The sequence below is a fragment of the Acidocella aluminiidurans genome (genome assembly GCF_055383125.1).
Window position 1 is genome coordinate 1,438,528 of the sequence record NZ_AP031589.1, and the last position, 14,930, is coordinate 1,453,457.

Annotated in this window: 16 protein-coding genes; 2 read left to right on the top strand and 14 right to left on the bottom strand. The window is 66.9% G+C overall.

Annotation, left to right across the window (positions count from 1 at the left end; all coding sequences use genetic code 11):
* Positions 1–5: 5 nt before the first annotated feature.
* The 14 genes from ACZ46S_RS07330 to ACZ46S_RS07395 all read right to left on the bottom strand — a co-directional run bounded on the left by ACZ46S_RS07330 (position 6) and on the right by ACZ46S_RS07395 (position 13,775).
* Complete coding sequence (locus ACZ46S_RS07330) at positions 6–1,262, bottom strand: ROK family transcriptional regulator (RefSeq protein WP_464063953.1); 1,257 nt, start codon at positions 1,260–1,262, stop codon at positions 6–8.
* Positions 1,262–2,704, bottom strand: coding sequence for a xylulokinase (xylB, locus tag ACZ46S_RS07335; protein WP_464063954.1), 1,443 nt, complete (start codon positions 2,702–2,704; stop codon positions 1,262–1,264). Before xylB ends, ACZ46S_RS07330 begins: the two co-directional genes overlap by 1 nt.
* The gene (dalD, locus tag ACZ46S_RS07340; RefSeq protein WP_464063955.1) at positions 2,704–4,080 is read right to left on the bottom strand and encodes a D-arabinitol 4-dehydrogenase; all 1,377 of its coding nucleotides are present in this window, start codon (positions 4,078–4,080) and stop codon (positions 2,704–2,706) included. Before dalD ends, xylB begins: the two co-directional genes overlap by 1 nt.
* A gap of 11 nt (positions 4,081–4,091) precedes the next feature.
* Positions 4,092–5,171, bottom strand: a complete 1,080-nt coding sequence (locus tag ACZ46S_RS07345; protein ID WP_295740418.1) for an ABC transporter ATP-binding protein — start codon at positions 5,169–5,171, stop codon at positions 4,092–4,094.
* A 12-nt stretch (positions 5,172–5,183) separates the two neighbouring features.
* Positions 5,184–6,005, bottom strand: coding sequence for a carbohydrate ABC transporter permease (locus ACZ46S_RS07350; protein WP_295740416.1), 822 nt, complete (start codon positions 6,003–6,005; stop codon positions 5,184–5,186).
* A 12-nt stretch (positions 6,006–6,017) separates the two neighbouring features.
* Entirely contained in the window at positions 6,018–6,911 is an 894-nt protein-coding gene (locus tag ACZ46S_RS07355; RefSeq protein ID WP_295740414.1) for a carbohydrate ABC transporter permease, read from the bottom strand.
* A 52-nt stretch (positions 6,912–6,963) separates the two neighbouring features.
* On the bottom strand, positions 6,964–8,274 hold the full coding sequence (locus ACZ46S_RS07360) for an ABC transporter substrate-binding protein (RefSeq protein ID WP_464063956.1): 1,311 nt from the start codon (positions 8,272–8,274) through the stop codon (positions 6,964–6,966).
* Between the two features lie 142 nt (positions 8,275–8,416).
* Positions 8,417–9,250 carry an NAD-dependent protein deacetylase gene (locus tag ACZ46S_RS07365; RefSeq protein WP_464063957.1) on the bottom strand — a complete coding sequence of 278 codons (834 nt, stop codon included), beginning with the start codon at positions 9,248–9,250 and terminating at the stop codon, positions 8,417–8,419.
* A 56-nt stretch (positions 9,251–9,306) separates the two neighbouring features.
* On the bottom strand, positions 9,307–9,531 hold the full coding sequence (locus tag ACZ46S_RS07370; RefSeq protein WP_464063958.1) for a hypothetical protein: 225 nt from the start codon (positions 9,529–9,531) through the stop codon (positions 9,307–9,309).
* A gap of 60 nt (positions 9,532–9,591) precedes the next feature.
* Positions 9,592–10,386: a sulfite exporter TauE/SafE family protein gene (locus tag ACZ46S_RS07375; protein ID WP_295740407.1), complete on the bottom strand. Its 795-nt coding sequence runs from the start codon at positions 10,384–10,386 to the stop codon at positions 9,592–9,594.
* Between the two features lie 12 nt (positions 10,387–10,398).
* Positions 10,399–11,991, bottom strand: coding sequence for a bifunctional protein tyrosine phosphatase family protein/NAD(P)/FAD-dependent oxidoreductase (locus tag ACZ46S_RS07380; protein ID WP_464063959.1), 1,593 nt, complete (start codon positions 11,989–11,991; stop codon positions 10,399–10,401).
* 4 nt (positions 11,992–11,995) lie between these two features.
* The gene (locus ACZ46S_RS07385; protein WP_464063960.1) at positions 11,996–12,439 is read right to left on the bottom strand and encodes a DUF6691 family protein; all 444 of its coding nucleotides are present in this window, start codon (positions 12,437–12,439) and stop codon (positions 11,996–11,998) included.
* Positions 12,436–12,858, bottom strand: coding sequence for a YeeE/YedE family protein (locus tag ACZ46S_RS07390; RefSeq protein WP_464063961.1), 423 nt, complete (start codon positions 12,856–12,858; stop codon positions 12,436–12,438). Before ACZ46S_RS07390 ends, ACZ46S_RS07385 begins: the two co-directional genes overlap by 4 nt.
* On the bottom strand, positions 12,858–13,775 hold the full coding sequence (locus ACZ46S_RS07395; RefSeq protein ID WP_464063962.1) for an MBL fold metallo-hydrolase: 918 nt from the start codon (positions 13,773–13,775) through the stop codon (positions 12,858–12,860). The genes ACZ46S_RS07390 and ACZ46S_RS07395 overlap by 1 nt, the downstream gene beginning before the upstream one ends.
* 103 nt (positions 13,776–13,878) lie before the next feature.
* Between ACZ46S_RS07395 and ACZ46S_RS07400 the strand changes: the two genes are divergently transcribed.
* Positions 13,879–14,520, top strand: a complete 642-nt coding sequence (locus ACZ46S_RS07400) for a peroxiredoxin (RefSeq protein ID WP_464063963.1) — start codon at positions 13,879–13,881, stop codon at positions 14,518–14,520.
* Positions 14,517–14,927: an ArsR/SmtB family transcription factor gene (locus ACZ46S_RS07405; protein WP_464063964.1), complete on the top strand. Its 411-nt coding sequence runs from the start codon at positions 14,517–14,519 to the stop codon at positions 14,925–14,927. Before ACZ46S_RS07400 ends, ACZ46S_RS07405 begins: the two co-directional genes overlap by 4 nt.
* The last annotated feature ends 3 nt before the right edge of the window (positions 14,928–14,930 follow it).

Here is a 14,930-nt window from a genome sequence, read left to right on the forward strand (position 1 = left end):
TCCCATCACCCCGCCGCCGGGCCGGAGCCCAGCAGCGGCTTCGCCTCGGCGCTGAATTTGCGCGCCAGAACCTCATTATTCGGCGCGAAATGGGCATAAAATGGCAGCAGCGCGGCGCCGATGGCAGGACCATCCGGCCCCAGCCCGCCCTGGCGCAACACCGGCATCATCAACCCGCTCGGCACCAGCCGCGCCAGCGCCTCGCCCACCAGCGCCACGATCCGCGCCAGCGGTGCCGGCGGCAAAATCCCGTCAATCACGATCGCCTCGACATCCACTACCGAGAGCGCGCCGATGATCGCCTGCGCCAGCGCCGCCGCGCAATCCGCCTCCCATTGCCCCAGCCAGGGCTGCGCCGCCTCGCCCAGACCGGCGAGATCGCCGATCCGGTCGATCGCCACCTGATTCGCCCGCAAATGCCGCAGCAGCACATAGATCGAGGCGCGATGCTGCAGCAGCTCGAACGGACCGGCGGGGGGGGCTGCCCCCGGCAGGGTGGAGGCGGAAACGGGAAAAGTGTTGAAGGCGGCGGCATTGCCGTTCGGCCCGGTTTCCAGATTGCCGCCCAGCACCAGCCCGCCGCCGATGATGGTGCCGAGATAGAGATAGATGAAATTGCGCTCCGCCATCCCCTGGCCGCGCACCAGCTGGGCGGTGGCGGCGGCGGAGGCGTCATTCTCGAAAAACACCTCGCGCCGGGTCTGCGCCATCAGAAAGCGGGGGAAGTTGAAATCCCGCCAGCCTTGCGCCAGCGCGGCGGGGAAGCCCAGCTCCTCCTGCCAGTTATCCAGAAAATAGGGCATGGTCACACCCACCCCGAGCAGCCGGGCGCGCTGGCGCGAGGCAAGCGAGGCTTCTAACGTGGCGATGGCGTCCAGCGCCAGGGCGGAGACGGTCTCCGGCGTCGGGTAAGGATATTCATGCTCGACCTGGCACAGCACCTTGCCGGAGAGATCCACCAGCACCGCCTGGATCGCCCGCCGCCCGACATGCAGCCCGATGGAAAAGGCCCGCTCCGGATTGGCCTCATACAGCACCGAGGGCTGGCCGATCTGCCCGGTGCGCTTGCCCGCCTGCACCAGATACCCGGCCTTGTGCAGCGCATCGACAATCCCCGCCACCGCCTGCGGGGTGAGATTGGCGCCGCGCGCGATCTCGGCCTTGGAGGCCTGGCCGAGCCGGCGGATCGCCTCCAGCACCACCCGCTCATTGTAATGGCGGATCTGCATGGCATTGCTGCCCTGGCGGGAGGCGGCGGCCATCACAGCCCCGATGCCGCGAAGGCGGCGCGGAAGCGCTGATAGCGGGCCATGTTCAACCCGGCCTGGGGGCTGAAAACCTCCCGCACCGCCGGCGCGCGGCAGATTTCCTCCTCCGCGCCGCCATCGGCCAGCCAGGCCAGACGCGCCGCCCCCAGCGCCCCCGCCGCCGCGCCGCCCTCGGCCAGATGCAGCGGCACGCCGAGGATATCGGCCAGCATCTGGTTCCAGAGCGGGCTGCGGCTGCCGCCGCCGACCAGCAGCAGCCCCTGCGCCCCGGCGCCCTCGCCCAGCGCCAGCAACCCGTCGCGCAGGCCGAACGCCACACCTTCCAGCACCGCATAGCCGAGCGCGGCGGGGCCGTGATCCTGCCCCAGCCCGAGCCAGGCGCCGCGCGCCGTAGCGCTATTATGCGGTGTCCGTTCGCCGGTCAGATAAGGCAGAAACAAAGGCGCGGCGTCGCACTCTTCAGGTCGCAGCGCTGCGATCTCGGCCAGCAGCGCGGCTTCGTCGGCACGGCCGGTCAGGCGCGTCACCCAGCGCAGGCTGGCGGCGGCGGAGAGCATCACCGACATCTGATGCCAGCGCCCCGGCAGCGCATGGCAGAAGGCATGGATGCAGGCCTCCGCATTCGGCGCGAACCCCTCGGTGGCGCGGAAAATCACGCCGGAGGTGCCGAGCGAGAGAAATCCCTGCCCCGGCCGCACAATCCCCATCCCGACCGCGCTGGCGGCATTATCCCCGCCGCCCCCGGCGACGATCACCTCCGCCCCCATGCCCCAGCGCGTCGCCAGCGCCGGGCGCAGCCGCCCGGCGACATCGCTGCCCTCGGCGAGATCCGGCATCTGCTTGCGGCGCATACCGGAGACCGCCAGCAGCTCGTCCGACCAGTCGCGCCGGCCCACATCCAGCCAGAACGTGCCGGAGGCGTCCGACATGTCCGACATCGCCGCCCCGGTCAGGCACAGCCGCAGATAATCCTTGGGCAGCAGCACCAGCGCGATGCGCGCGAACAGATCCGGCTCATGCCGTGCCATCCAGAGCAGTTTCGGCGCGGTGAAGCCGGGCATGGCGCGGTTGCCGGTGAGTGCGGGGGCGTGCGGGCAGGCTTCATCCAACGCCACGCATGCGGCGGCGCTGCGGCCATCATTCCAGAGGATCGCCGGGCGCAGCGGGCGGTGTGCGGCATCCAGCGCCACCGCGCCATGCATCTGGCCGGAGAGGCCGATGCCGCGCACGGCGCGCATCGCCGCCGGTTCGCGTTCGGCCAGCTCGTCCAGGGCCGAGAGCAACGCCGCCTCCCAGTCCGCCGGGTCCTGCTCGGACCAGAGCGGATGCGGGGTGGAGACGCTCAAGCCCCGCTCCGCCTGCGCGACCACGCGGTGATCCGGCGCCAGCAGCAGCGCCTTCAGCGCCGAGGTGCCGAGATCCAGCCCGAGATACATTACCGGCTGGCGCGCCAGGCCAGGGCACGCTCATGCGCGCGGCCGATGGCGGCTTCCAGCCGCGCATCCCCGGCCAGATCGCCAAACAGCACCGTGTCACGGCAGAAGGCGAGCAACGGCAGCGGGCCGTCCAACATGGCGCGCACGGCAGCCTCGTCCATCGCCTGGTCCTGATATTCAAACGGCAGCCTGCCCGCCGCCCATTCCTGCAGGAACAGGAAGAACAAAGCCGGGATCATCGCCACACTCTCGATCCCTTCCCCGGCGGCGAAGCGCTGGCGGATGGTCGGCGTCACCCAGCCGGGGATTTTGGAATAGCCATCGGCGGCGACGCGCTGGTTGGTATCGCGGATATAGGCATTGGAGAAGCGCTCCAGCACCTTGTCCCGGTAGGCGGCGAGGTTGATCGGGCTGGGCTCGAGCACCGGCAGCACGTCGTTGGTGACGTAATCATAGGCGAAGCCGCGCACGTCCTTGTCCAGCGTGCCTTCATGGATGAACAGATAGCCGGCCAGCGTGCCGGCCCAGGCGATGGTGGAATGCTGGGCGTTGAGAAGGCGGATTTTCGCCTCCTCATAAGGCTGCACCGAAGCCACCAGCTCCGCGCCGACTTTCTCCCAGGCCGGGCGGCCAGCGGCGAAATCATCCTCGATCACCCATTGGATGAAATCCTCCCCCATCACCGGGCATTGATCATCCCCCCCGCAGGCGGCGCGCACGCGCGCGGCCACGTCCGGCAGCGGGCGCGGGGTGATGCGGTCCACCATGCAGGCGGGCGTGGTGGTGTGAGTCTTCAGCCAGGAGAGCAGCTGCTCATCGCCGCGCCGGTAGAGGAATTCCGCGAAGCCCTCATGGAAGCGCTCGCCATTGCTGCGCAGATTATCGCAGGAGAGCAGCGTGACCTTGCCGGAGCCCGCGGCCATGCGCGCATGCAGGATGGCGGTGAGCGCGCCATAGATGGTCAGCATCGTGCCCTGCTCAAGATCACTGACCAGATCAGGGAAATTCAGATCCAGCTTATGCTGCGGGGTGAGATAATAGCCGGCTTCGGTGACGGTGAAGGAGATGATCTTCACCTCCGGCCGGGCGCCATAGGCGATGAGGCCTGCCAGCCCCTCCTCCCAGGGGATAACATGGCGGATGGAGCGGATTTCCTGATAGGCGCGCACCCCCGCCGGGGTCACGGTCTCGACATGATAGACGCCGTTCTGCGCGATCAAAGCGGCTTCCACCGCCTGCATATCGGCGCGGATATTGGCCCCGGCCAGCACCCAGCTTGCATCGCCGAGATCGTGCAGCGCCTGGAGATAGACGGCCTGATGCGCCCGGTGGAACGAGCCCAGACCGAGATGCAGAATGACAGAAGGATGGGACATGGGGTTGTCTTTCAGGTGCCCGGAAGGGCGATGGCTTGACCTTGTTCATCGAAAAGCGATGCGGCGTGGCCGCGTAGCGCGAAATGCAGCGTCTCGCCAAGCCGCACCGGCGCATCGGACGGGAGTTTCACCGTCAAGGGCTGCGCCGCGCCGATATCGGCATAGGCGATGGTCTCGTTGCCGAGATGCTCCACCACCTCCACCTTGCCCGCCAGCGCGCCCTCGGGCGCCAGCTCGATATGCTCGGGCCGCAGCCCCAGCGTCACCTTCGCCCCGGGTGCCAGACGCGCCGGCACCGCGAAGCCCGCCCCGCCTTCCAGCTTCAGCATGCTGCTGGCGCCATCGCTCTGCACCACCTCGGCGCCGATCAGATTCATCTTCGGCGAGCCGATGAAGCCGGCGACGAAGAGATTGGCCGGGTTGTGATAGAGCTCCAGCGGCGTGCCGACCTGCTCGATCCGCCCGGCATTGAACACCACGATGCGATCCGCCAGCGTCATCGCCTCGATCTGGTCGTGGGTGACGTAGATCATCGTGCTCTTGAGATCGTTATGCAGCTTGGCGATCTCGATGCGGGTCTGCACGCGCAGCGCCGCATCCAGGTTGGAGAGCGGCTCATCGAACAAAAAGGCTTTCGGCTGGCGCACGATGGCGCGGCCGATGGCGACACGCTGGCGCTGGCCGCCGGAGAGATTGGCGGGCTTGCGGTCCAGCAGCGCATCCAGCTGCAAGGTTTTCGCCGCCACCGCGACGCGCGCATCGCGCTCGGCCTTCGGCACCCCGGCCAGGCGCAGCGCGAAGGCCATATTATCCGCGACATTCATATGCGGATAGAGCGCGTAGCTCTGGAACACCATGGCGAGGCCGCGCTTGTCCGGCGGCACCTGGTTCACCCGCACCCCGTCGATCAGCAGCTCGCCGCCGCTGATCTCCTCCAGCCCCGCGATCATCCGCAAGAGCGTGGATTTGCCGCAGCCCGAGGGGCCGACAAAGACGATGAATTCGCGATCCTCAATGGTCAGGTCGATCCCCTTGATCACATCGACATGGCCGTAGGATTTGCGCAGATTTTTAAGTTCGAGCGTGCACATCAGCAGAACATCCTATTTCACCGCGCCGAAGGTCAGGCCGCGGACGAGCTGGCGCTGGGTGAGCCAGCCGAAGATCAGAATCGGCGCCACCGCCAGCGTCGAGGCCGCCGAGAGCTTCGCCCAGAACAGCCCCTCGGGGGCGGAGAAGGTGGCGATGAAGGCGGTGAGCGGGGCGGCGTTGGAAGAGGTGAGGTTGAGGCTCCAGAAGGCCTCGTTCCAGGTCAGGATGATCGAGAGCAAAGCGGTGGAGGCAATGCCGGGCCCGGCCAGCGGCAGCAGCACGATGCGCAGCTGTGCCAGCGGCCCGGCCCCGTCCATGCGCGAGGCCTCGATGATATCACCCGGAATTTCCTTGAAGAATGTATAGAGCATCCAGACGATGATCGGCAGGTTGGCCAGCATCATCACCAGCACCAGCCCGGTGAGTGTGTCCAAAAGCCCGCTTTTCTGGCAGATCAGATAGATCGGCATCAGCACCCCCACCGCCGGCATCATCTTGGTGGAGAGCATCCAGAGCAGCAGATCCTTGGTCCAGCGATTGGGAAAGAACGCCATCGCGTAGGCGCCGGGCATCGCGATCAACAGCCCCAGCACGGTGGCCCCCAGCGCGATGCCGACGGAATTGCCGAGCGCGCCGAGATAATCGCCCTCATGGATGACATGGGTGAAATTGGAGAGGATCGGGTGGAAGATCAGCAGCGGCGGGGAATGCACCGCGTCGATCTCGCTCTTGAACCCGGTCAGCACCATCCAGGCGACGGGAAAGAACATCAGCAGCGCCGCGCCCCAGCCCAGCACGAAGACGATCAGTTTTTGCAAAGGTGAAGCTTTCATCTCTGGCTTTCCTTACAGATCGACATTGCGGGCGACGCTGCGGATGAGGAACAAGGCGACGATATTGGCGAGGATGACGGCGATGACACCGCCCGCCGAGGCGCCGCCGACATCGAACGCCACCAGCGCCTTCTGGTAGATCAGGTAGGTGAGCGTGGTGGTGGCATGGCCGGGCCCGCCGGAGGTGGTGACGAAGATTTCCGCGAACACCGCCAGCAGATAGATCGTCTCCATCATCATCACGATGGTGATCGGCCGGGAGAGATGCGGCAGGATCACGTAGCGCAGAATCTGCGGGCCGCGCGCCCCATCCATCTTCGCCGCCTCGATCTGCTGGCGATCCAGCGACTGCATGGCGGTGAGCAGAATCAGCGTGGCGAACGGCACCCATTCCCAGGAGACGATCATCACCTCGCCGGCCATCGGCGCATGGGTGAACCAGTCCAGCGGGGTGAAGCCGAGGCTGCGGGCGATATAGGCGAAGACGCCGTTCACCGGGTCCATCAGCAGGTTTTTCCAGACCAGCGCGGCGACGGTGGGCATCACGAAAAACGGCCCGATGACCAGCAGCCGGGCGATGGCGCGGCCGGGAAATTCCTGGTCATAGAGCACCGCGAAGGCCACCCCCAGCACCAAGGTGATGATCAGCACGGCGGCGACCATCACCAGCTCATTCAGGATGGAGGCGAGAAAGGCCGGGCTTTCGACCAGGAATTTATAATTGCTCCAGCCGGCGAAGCCGCTGATCGTCGGGTCGACCAGATTATAGCGCTGGAAGGAGAACCACAGCGTCATCGCCAGCGGCACCAGCGCCCAGAGCAGCAGCACGCCCACCGCCGGGGTGAGCAGCGGCCAGGTGCGCATCAACTTGGCGCGATGCTGCGTTTTGGGTTTTGCGTTGGCCATGTCTGGGGTTTCCCTTACGAGGCGGGCGGCGCGCGGCCGCCCGCATTGGCTTTTACTTCAGATAGCCCGCCTGCTGCATGGCGCTGGTGGTGCTGTCCTGCGCGGATTGCAGCGCCGCCTGCACGCTGGTGCTGCCGCTCAGCGCCCCGGCGATATCCTGGCCGACCGTGGTGCCGATCTGCTGGAAGGGCGGGATGGTGACGAACTGGATGCCGGTATAGGGCACCGGCTGCAGCGTCGGGTGCTGCGGGTCAACACTCTGCACCGCCGCCAGCACCTGCTTGGCGAAGGGCGCCGCGGCCAGGTAATCCGGGTTCTGGTAGGTGGACATGCGCGTGCCCGGCGGGGCCAGCACCCAGCCATCGGTCTTGCCGACCAGATCGATATATTGTTTGGAGGTCGCCCAGGCGATGAATTGCTTCGCCACCTTCTCCTTCTTCGAGGAGCTGGGCACGGCGAGCGACCAGATCCACTGCCAGGAGGCGCCCTTATCCGTCACCGCGATCGGCGCCTTGGCGAAGCCGACCTTGCCGGCGACCTGCGACTGCTTCGGATCCTCCAGCATGCCGGCGGCAACCGTGCTATCCACCCAGATCGCGCAATGGCCGGTGGCGAACAGCGCCTCGACCTCGTTGAAGCCATCGGAGGCGGCACCCGGAGGGCCATCCTTCTGCATCAGCTTCACGTAATAATTGATCGCGTCTTCCCAGGGCTTGGTGGTGAGCTGGGGCTTCCAGTCCATGTCGAACCAGCGGCCGCCATTGGTGTTCACCAGCGTGCCGAGGAAGGCCATGTTCTCACCCCAGCCCGGCTTGCCGCGCAGGCAGATGCCGTATTGCTGCTTGGATTTATCGGTGAGCTTGTCGGCGAACTGCTCGATCTGCGCGTAGGTCGGCTGGTCCGGCATGGTCAGCCCGGCCTTCTCGAACAGATCCTTGCGGTACATGGTGAAGGAGGCCTCGGAATAGAACGGCACCGCATACATGCTGCCATTCACGGTCAGGGCGCTGCGCACCGGCGCCAGCAGGTCGTTGTAATCATACGAGGCCGGGAAATCATTCAGCTTGTCGAGCCAGCCGCGCTTGGCCCAGATCGGGGTCTCGTAGGCGCCGATGGTCACCACATCGAACTGGCCGCCATGGGTGGCGATATCCGTGGTCACGCGCTGGCGCAGCACATTCTCTTCCAGCACCACCCATTTCACATGGTTGCCGGTCTCTTTCTCCCAGACTTTGCTGAGCTTCTGCATCACCACCATGTCGTTATTATTGACGGTGGCGACGGTGATGGTGGTCGCCAGCGCGCTGGTGCCGGAAGCAGCCAGCAGCGCCGCCGAGAGGGCAGCGGTGATCTTCAAACGCATGAAAGTCTCCTCCAAGAGAACGATGTTATTTGTTTGGGTGACAAGGCCGGCGAAAATCCGGGGTGGGCGTGGGTCCTCGATTAATTAAATCACTTTGGTTTAATTAGTCGGGCGTCAGCACCCCTGTCAATAATCTTTACGCTCAGGCTACGGACAGGTGCGGCGGCGCCGGCAATGCGGCCAGCGCCTGCTCGCAGGGGGCCTCCAGCTTGAAGGCGAGCAGCGCATCCGCCCGGGTCTGGCCGAGATTCACCGCGACGATCGGCTTGCCCGCCCGCGATGCCGCCAGGGCGAAGCGAAAGCCGGAATAGACCATGAGGGTGGAGCCGACGATCAGCATCGCATCCGCTTCAGCGAGATGGGTGAGTGCGGCCTGCACCCGGTTCGCCGGCACGGTTTCGCCGTAAAACACCACGTCCGGCTTTAAAATGCCGCCGCATTCCGGGCAGGGCGGCACGGCAAAGCTGGCAAAGGGCGCCCCCTCCAGCTCGGCATCGCCATCCGGGGCCTGGGCGGCGTCCAGCCGCGCCCAGGCCGGGTTCAGCCGCTCCAGCTCCCCCTGCAGGGCGGCACGTTTCCAGAGCCGCGCACAGCCCATGCAGCGCACCCGGTCCAGCCGCCCGTGCAGATCGATCACGTTGCGGCTGCCGGCTTGCTGGTGCAGCCGGTCGACATTCTGGGTGACCAGCTGCGCCACCCGCCCCTGCGCCTCCAGCCGGGCCAAAGCGCGATGCGCCGCGTTGGGCAGGGCCTGGCCGAAGCGGCGCCAGCCGATCAGGCTGCGCGCCCAGTAGCGCTGGCGCACCAGCGCGCTGCCCATGAAGGCCTGGTAGGTCACCGGCGGCGGGCGCTTCCACCGCCCATCCCGGTCCCGGTAATCCGGAATGCCGGAATTCGTGCTGCAGCCGGCGCCGGTGATGATGAACAGACGCGGATGCCGGGCGATGAACGCGTCCAACTGCGCAAAAGAGGACATGGCTTAACTATTCCCCATGCCCTTTTCCATCGCAAGGCAAGGGGGCGCGGCCGCCCTCAGATCGTCGTTAAAATCCCGATCTCGATCGCCGCGGCGATGGCCTCGTCGCCCGCGCGGCCGTGGCGGTCTTGGGCCTGGGCGAAGGCGATCATCGCCGCGGCGGGGGGATGCGCCCGCAAATGCGCCTCCACCGCGCGGGTGACACGCTCGGTGAAATCCTCATCCGCGCTGAACGGCGCCAGCTCGCGCGCCAGCGCCCCGGCGATGGAACGGATCATCATCTCGTACTCGTCTTGCATAAGGCTGTTTACCCGTGGAGGCCCGGCCAGGGAAACCGCCTCTCAGACCATTTTCAGCAGCGTGGCGCCGCTGCGCCAGAGCATATAGGCCGCGACCACGAAGATCAGCCCGGCGAAGACGGTGGTGAGCTGGCCGCGACTGCCGGCGAGCCGCCTTGCCGCCTTCGCCCCGGCGAAGCCGCCCAGAATGCCGCCCAGGACGAAGATGATCGCCAGCCCCCAATCCACCATGCCGGAGGCGGCGTAATTCACCGCCGTGGTCAGCCCGAAGGCCGCCACCGCCACCAACGAGGTGCCGACGGCATTGAGCATCGGCATATGGGTGGAGGCGATCAGCCCGGGGACGATGAGAAAGCCGCCGCCAATGCCGAAGAAGCCGGAAAACATGCCGGTGCCCAGGCCAAAGCCCAGAACCTTCGGCGCGTTCTCGCGGTTGCACTGGGCGCCGGGAATGCCCTGGTCGTTGCGGCCGCGCAGCATGACGATGCCGATCAGCACCATCAGCAGCGCGAACAGGAACAACAATTTCTGCCCGTTGATCGCCTTGCCCAGCGAGGAGCCGGCAAACGCCCCGGCGATCCCCGCCAGCGCATACATGCCGCCGCAGCGCCATTTCACATTATGGGCGCGGGCATGGTTGGCCAGCCCGGTGAGCGCGTTCGCCGCCACCGCCAGGGCGCTGGTGCCGATCGCCACATGCGCGTTCGGCACGCCCACCAGATAGACCATCAACGGCACCGCCAGAATGGAGCCGCCGCCGCCGACCAGCCCGAGCGTGAAGCCGACCACGCCGCCGCTCCCCGCCCCCAGCGCATATTGCAGCATATCGAGTGACATCGCCCCGCCCCTTCAGCCTTGCACCGCGCTGAGCGGCTTGGGGGCGGCCAGCCATTCCCGGCCCTTCAGCATATCGTGCCAATAGAGCGTCGGCAGAATGCGGTCTTTCAGGAACCAGGCGGCGCGGGTGGGCTTGGTGCCATCCACCACCCAGCGCGGGAAGGTCGGCGTCACCTTGCCGCCATAGCTGAACTCCGCCAGCACGATGCGCCCGCGCTCCACCGTCAGCGGGCAGCTGCCATAGCCGAGATAGGCCCCCGCCATCGTCTTGCCGGCGAGCTGGGCCAGCAGATTCACCGCCACCACCGGCGCCTGCTGTCGCACCGCCGCGGCGGTTTTGGCATTCGGCGCGGCGCAGCCATCGCCCAGCGCGAACACGTTGGGGAAATCCGGATGCTGCAGCGTCGCCTCATTTACCGCGACGAAGCCGCCGGGCCCGGCGAGCTTGCTGCTGCGCACGCAATCCGGCGCCACTTGCGGGGGCACGGCATGCAGCATGTCGAACTCACGCTCGATGGTCTCAACCCCGTCCGGCGTCTTGCGCTCGAAGCGGGCCAGGCGCGCCCGCCCATCCACCGCCACCAGCCTGCTTTCAAAATTTAGCGCGATGCCGTAGCGCTGCACATAGCTCATCAGCGCCGGCACATAGGCGGGCACGCCGAACAACACCGCCCCGGCATTGTGGAATTCCACCTGGATGCCGGAGAGATGCCCGGCCTTCAGCCAGCGATCGCAGCTCAGATACATCGCCTTCTGCGGCGCCCCGGCGCATTTGATCGGCATTGGCGGCTGGGTGAACAGCGCCCGGCCGGATTTCAGCTCGGCGGAGAGACGGTTGGTGTAAGGTGCGAGGTCGAACCGGTAATTCGAGGTGACACCATTGCAGCCCAGCGCCTCCTGAAGGCCGGGGATCTGCTCCCAGGCCAGGCGCAGCCCGGGGCAGACGACCAGCGCGCGATAGGCGACATCGCTGCCATCGCCGAGGATCACCCGGTTCTCCTCCGGCGCGAAGCCGGAGACGCTGGCGCGCAGCCATTGCACGCCTTTGGGCATCACCTGCGCCATCGGCCGGCAGGTGGCCTGGGGCTGGAACACGCCGGCCCCCACCAGCGTCCAGCCCGGCTGGTAATAATGTACATCCATCGGCTCGATGACGGCGATGGAGAGGCCGCTTTTGCGCTTGAGCAGGCTGGCGGCGGTGGCGATGCCGCCGGAGCCGCCGCCGACGATGACGACATCATAAATCTTGGCGCTGCACGGGCTGGGGGCGGCCTGCTGCCGGGAGACGGCGAGATAGAGCGTCTCCGCCCGCGCGCCGGAGCGGCAATAGCCCAGCACCGGCCCGGGCAGGCTGGCCAGGGCCTGCGCCATCTTGCCGATATCCGCCGCGCCGACCGCGCGCGAGGCCACCGGCACATGAGCGAAGCCGAGCCCGGCCTTGGCGCAGGCCGCCTCGATCTCGGCGGCGCTGGGCTGGTTGGCATCCTCGCCATCCGGGCGGGTGCAGATGACGGTTTTGAAGCCCTGATCCGCCACCGCCAGCAGCTCCGCCGGCTGCAGCTGCGGGGTTACCGAAAAATCCGCTGTGACCTGCCTGATCTCCATGGTCTCAACTCCCTCTGCTGCCCGGCATGTTGGCCCGCCGGCTCATTGTCAGTTTGAAAATCCCCATGCCGGCGAACATCGCCAGCACGAACAGGCCCGCCTGCGCCGGGGCGAAAGCGAGATCCGCCAGACCCGGCCCGGGGCAAAGCCCGGCAATGCCCCAGCCAATGCCGAACAAGGCCGCCCCGCCCAGCAGCTTCGCATCCAGCCCGGCCGTGCCGGGCAGGCTGAAGGCAGGCGCCGCGAGCGGCGCGCGCAGCCTGCGCTGCACCCGCCAGGCCAGCGCCATCGGCAGCAAGGCCCCGCCCATCACGAAGGCCAGAGTCGGGTTCCAGGCGCCGAAAATATCCAGAAAGCCGCGCACCTTGGCGGGATCGCACATGCCAGAGAGCGCCAGCCCGGCGCCGAACAGCAGCCCGGCGAGCAGCGCGAGCGCGATCTGTCTCATGACAATCCCGCCAGACGCATGACCGCCACGGTGACGATGCCGCTGCCCATGAAGCAGAAGGTCGCGGCGATGGAGCGCGGGGAGAGGCGCGACATGCCGCACACCCCATGCCCGCTGGTGCAGCCCGACCCCAGCCTGGTGCCAAACCCCACCACCAGCCCGGCCACAATCAGCGCCCCGGCGGAGGGAAAGCGCAAAACCGGCGCGCCCATGACCGCACCCATCGCCAACGCCCCCAGCGGCAGGCCGAGGATGAAGGCCCAGGCCACCCCGGCGGGCGCGCCGCTATCGGCCAGGCCCAGCGCGCGCGCGCTCAACCCGCTCACCCCGGCGATCCGCCCCAGCCCCAGCAGCATCAAGGAAGCCGCGCCGCCGATCATCAGCCCGCCCAGCAGGCCATACAGCCAAGCCTGCGGCATCACACGGAATCCAGCGGGATTTTGAGATAGCGTATGCCGTTCTCCTCCGGCGGCGGCAGATGCCCGCCGCGCATATTCACCTGCACCGAGGGCAAGATCAGCCGCGGCATCCCCAGCGTCGCGTCCCGCGCCTCGCGCATTTTCACGAACTCATCTTCGGAAATGCCGTCGCGCACATGGATATTGCCGGCCCGCTCGGCGCCGACGCTGGTCTCCCAGGCATAAGTCTCGCGCCCCGGCGCCTTGTAGTCATGGCAGAGGAAAACACGGGTCCGCGCGGGCAGCGCCAGCAGCCGGCGGATGGAGCGGAAGAGCTGGCGCGCATCGCCACCGGGGAAATCGGCGCGGGCGGTGCCGTAATCGGGCATGAACAAGGTATCGCCGCAGAAGATCGCATCGCCGATGACATAGGCCAGATCCGCCGGGGTGTGGCCGGGCACATGCAGCACCATCGCCTCCAGCCCGCCGATTTTGAAGCTGTCGCCATCCTTGAACAGCTGGTCGAAATCCGAGCCGTCGCGCTGAAATTCGGTGCCGGCATTGAATAATTTACCGAAGATGGTCTGCACCGCGACGATCTCGGCGCCGATGGCGAGCTTGCCGCCGAGCTTGCCCTGCAGATAGGGCGCGGCGGAGAGATGATCCGCATGGGCGTGGGTTTCCAGCAGCCATTCGACGCTGAGCCCTTCCGCCTGGACATAGGCGATGATCGAATCCGCCGAGGCAAAGGAAGTACGCCCGGCGGCGGGATCGTAATCCAGCACGCTGTCGATGATCGCGGCGCGCTTGGTCGCCGGGTCATGCACCACATAGCTCACCGTGAAGGTGGGCTCGTCGAAAAATGCCTTCACCGGCACCGATCCTGCCGGGTGGGCGGAAATCAGGGCACAGGCGCGATCGAAGGCCGGGTCTGACATTTGATTTGCCTTTAATTATAAATTACGTTAAATACGTAATTATGAAACTGAGCTTGTGTCAAGTGAAACTTGCGGCAATCTGGCAGGATGAGGCTGACGATCGATGAATGATACCCCCCTCCCCGGCCCCCGCCCGTTGCGGCTCGGCGAAGAAGCCCCGGATTTCGTCGCCCGCACCACCCAGGGCGAGGTCAAGCTCTCCGGCTTTCGCAAGCGCTGGCTGCTGTTCTTCTCGCACCCGGCGGATTTCACCCCGGTCTGCACCACCGAATTCGTCGCCCTGGCGAAGGCGGCGGACCGCTTCGCGGCGCTGAACTGCGCGCTGCTCGGGCTCTCGGTGGATAGCCTGTTCTCGCATCTGGCCTGGCTGCGGGCGATTCAGGAGGCGTTTGATGTCACCGTGCCCTTCCCGCTGGTCGAGGATCCGAGCATGGCGGTCGGCCGCGCCTATGGCATGCTGGACGAGACGACGCCGGACAGCGCCACCGTGCGCGCCAGCTATTTCATCGACCCGAACGGCATCATTCGGGCGATGACCTGGTATCCGCATAATGTCGGGCGTTCGGTGGAGGAAACGCTGCGCCTGCTCGCCGCCTTGCAGGCGACCCATGACGACAAGGCGCTGGCCCCGGCGGACTGGCGCCCCGGCGAGGCGCTGCTGGCTCCGCCCGCCGCCTCGCTCGCCGGGATCGAAGCCGGGCCGGACTGGTTCTGCCGCAAGGCGGGGCCCAAGGCCGGCTCATGAGCGCGCTGCACCGGGACCGCGCCGCCGCCGAGGCCGCCGCCGATCTGCTGAAAGTCTATGCCCAGCCGCAGCGCCTGATGATCCTGTCGCTGTTGCTTGAGGGCGAGCGCACGGTCAGCGAGATCGACGCCGCCACCGCCATCGGCCAGCCGGCTTTGAGCCAGCAGCTGGCGGAGCTGCGCCGCAAGGAGCTGGTGCGCACCAGGCGCCAGGGCACGCAGATTTTCTACGCGCTGGCGGATGCGAAAACCGAACTCTGCGTGACCTGCATGCAGGCGATGCTGGGCGGGGACGCGCAAAGCGCGCTGCGGCTGCAGGCCGCGCAACAGCCGGTGCCGGTGGACCCCCAGGCCAGCGCGCCGTCCCCCGCCGGCACGGCGCGCTTCGCCCGGATCATACCCACATAAACT

What these genes read in the sequence shown, in the direction of transcription:
- ACZ46S_RS07385 (WP_464063960.1), bottom strand. Translation starts at nt 12,439, where the DNA reads ATGAGACAGATCGCGCTCGCGCTGCTCGCCGGGCTGCTGTTCGGCGCC.
- ACZ46S_RS07390 (WP_464063961.1), bottom strand. Translation starts at nt 12,858, where the DNA reads ATGCCGCAGGCTTGGCTGTATGGCCTGCTGGGCGGGCTGATGATCGGC.
- ACZ46S_RS07360 (WP_464063956.1), bottom strand. Translation starts at nt 8,274, where the DNA reads ATGCGTTTGAAGATCACCGCTGCCCTCTCGGCGGCGCTGCTGGCTGCT.
- xylB (WP_464063954.1), bottom strand. Translation starts at nt 2,704, where the DNA reads ATGTATCTCGGGCTGGATCTCGGCACCTCGGCGCTGAAGGCGCTGCTG.
- dalD (WP_464063955.1), bottom strand. Translation starts at nt 4,080, where the DNA reads ATGTCCCATCCTTCTGTCATTCTGCATCTCGGTCTGGGCTCGTTCCAC.
- ACZ46S_RS07350 (WP_295740416.1), bottom strand. Translation starts at nt 6,005, where the DNA reads ATGAAAGCTTCACCTTTGCAAAAACTGATCGTCTTCGTGCTGGGCTGG.
- ACZ46S_RS07355 (WP_295740414.1), bottom strand. Translation starts at nt 6,911, where the DNA reads ATGGCCAACGCAAAACCCAAAACGCAGCATCGCGCCAAGTTGATGCGC.
- ACZ46S_RS07405 (WP_464063964.1), top strand. Translation starts at nt 14,517, where the DNA reads ATGAGCGCGCTGCACCGGGACCGCGCCGCCGCCGAGGCCGCCGCCGAT.
- ACZ46S_RS07395 (WP_464063962.1), bottom strand. Translation starts at nt 13,775, where the DNA reads ATGTCAGACCCGGCCTTCGATCGCGCCTGTGCCCTGATTTCCGCCCAC.
- ACZ46S_RS07330 (WP_464063953.1), bottom strand. Translation starts at nt 1,262, where the DNA reads ATGGCCGCCGCCTCCCGCCAGGGCAGCAATGCCATGCAGATCCGCCAT.
- ACZ46S_RS07400 (WP_464063963.1), top strand. Translation starts at nt 13,879, where the DNA reads ATGAATGATACCCCCCTCCCCGGCCCCCGCCCGTTGCGGCTCGGCGAA.
- ACZ46S_RS07370 (WP_464063958.1), bottom strand. Translation starts at nt 9,531, where the DNA reads ATGATGATCCGTTCCATCGCCGGGGCGCTGGCGCGCGAGCTGGCGCCG.
- ACZ46S_RS07345 (WP_295740418.1), bottom strand. Translation starts at nt 5,171, where the DNA reads ATGTGCACGCTCGAACTTAAAAATCTGCGCAAATCCTACGGCCATGTC.
- ACZ46S_RS07375 (WP_295740407.1), bottom strand. Translation starts at nt 10,386, where the DNA reads ATGTCACTCGATATGCTGCAATATGCGCTGGGGGCGGGGAGCGGCGGC.
- ACZ46S_RS07365 (WP_464063957.1), bottom strand. Translation starts at nt 9,250, where the DNA reads ATGTCCTCTTTTGCGCAGTTGGACGCGTTCATCGCCCGGCATCCGCGT.
- ACZ46S_RS07380 (WP_464063959.1), bottom strand. Translation starts at nt 11,991, where the DNA reads ATGGAGATCAGGCAGGTCACAGCGGATTTTTCGGTAACCCCGCAGCTG.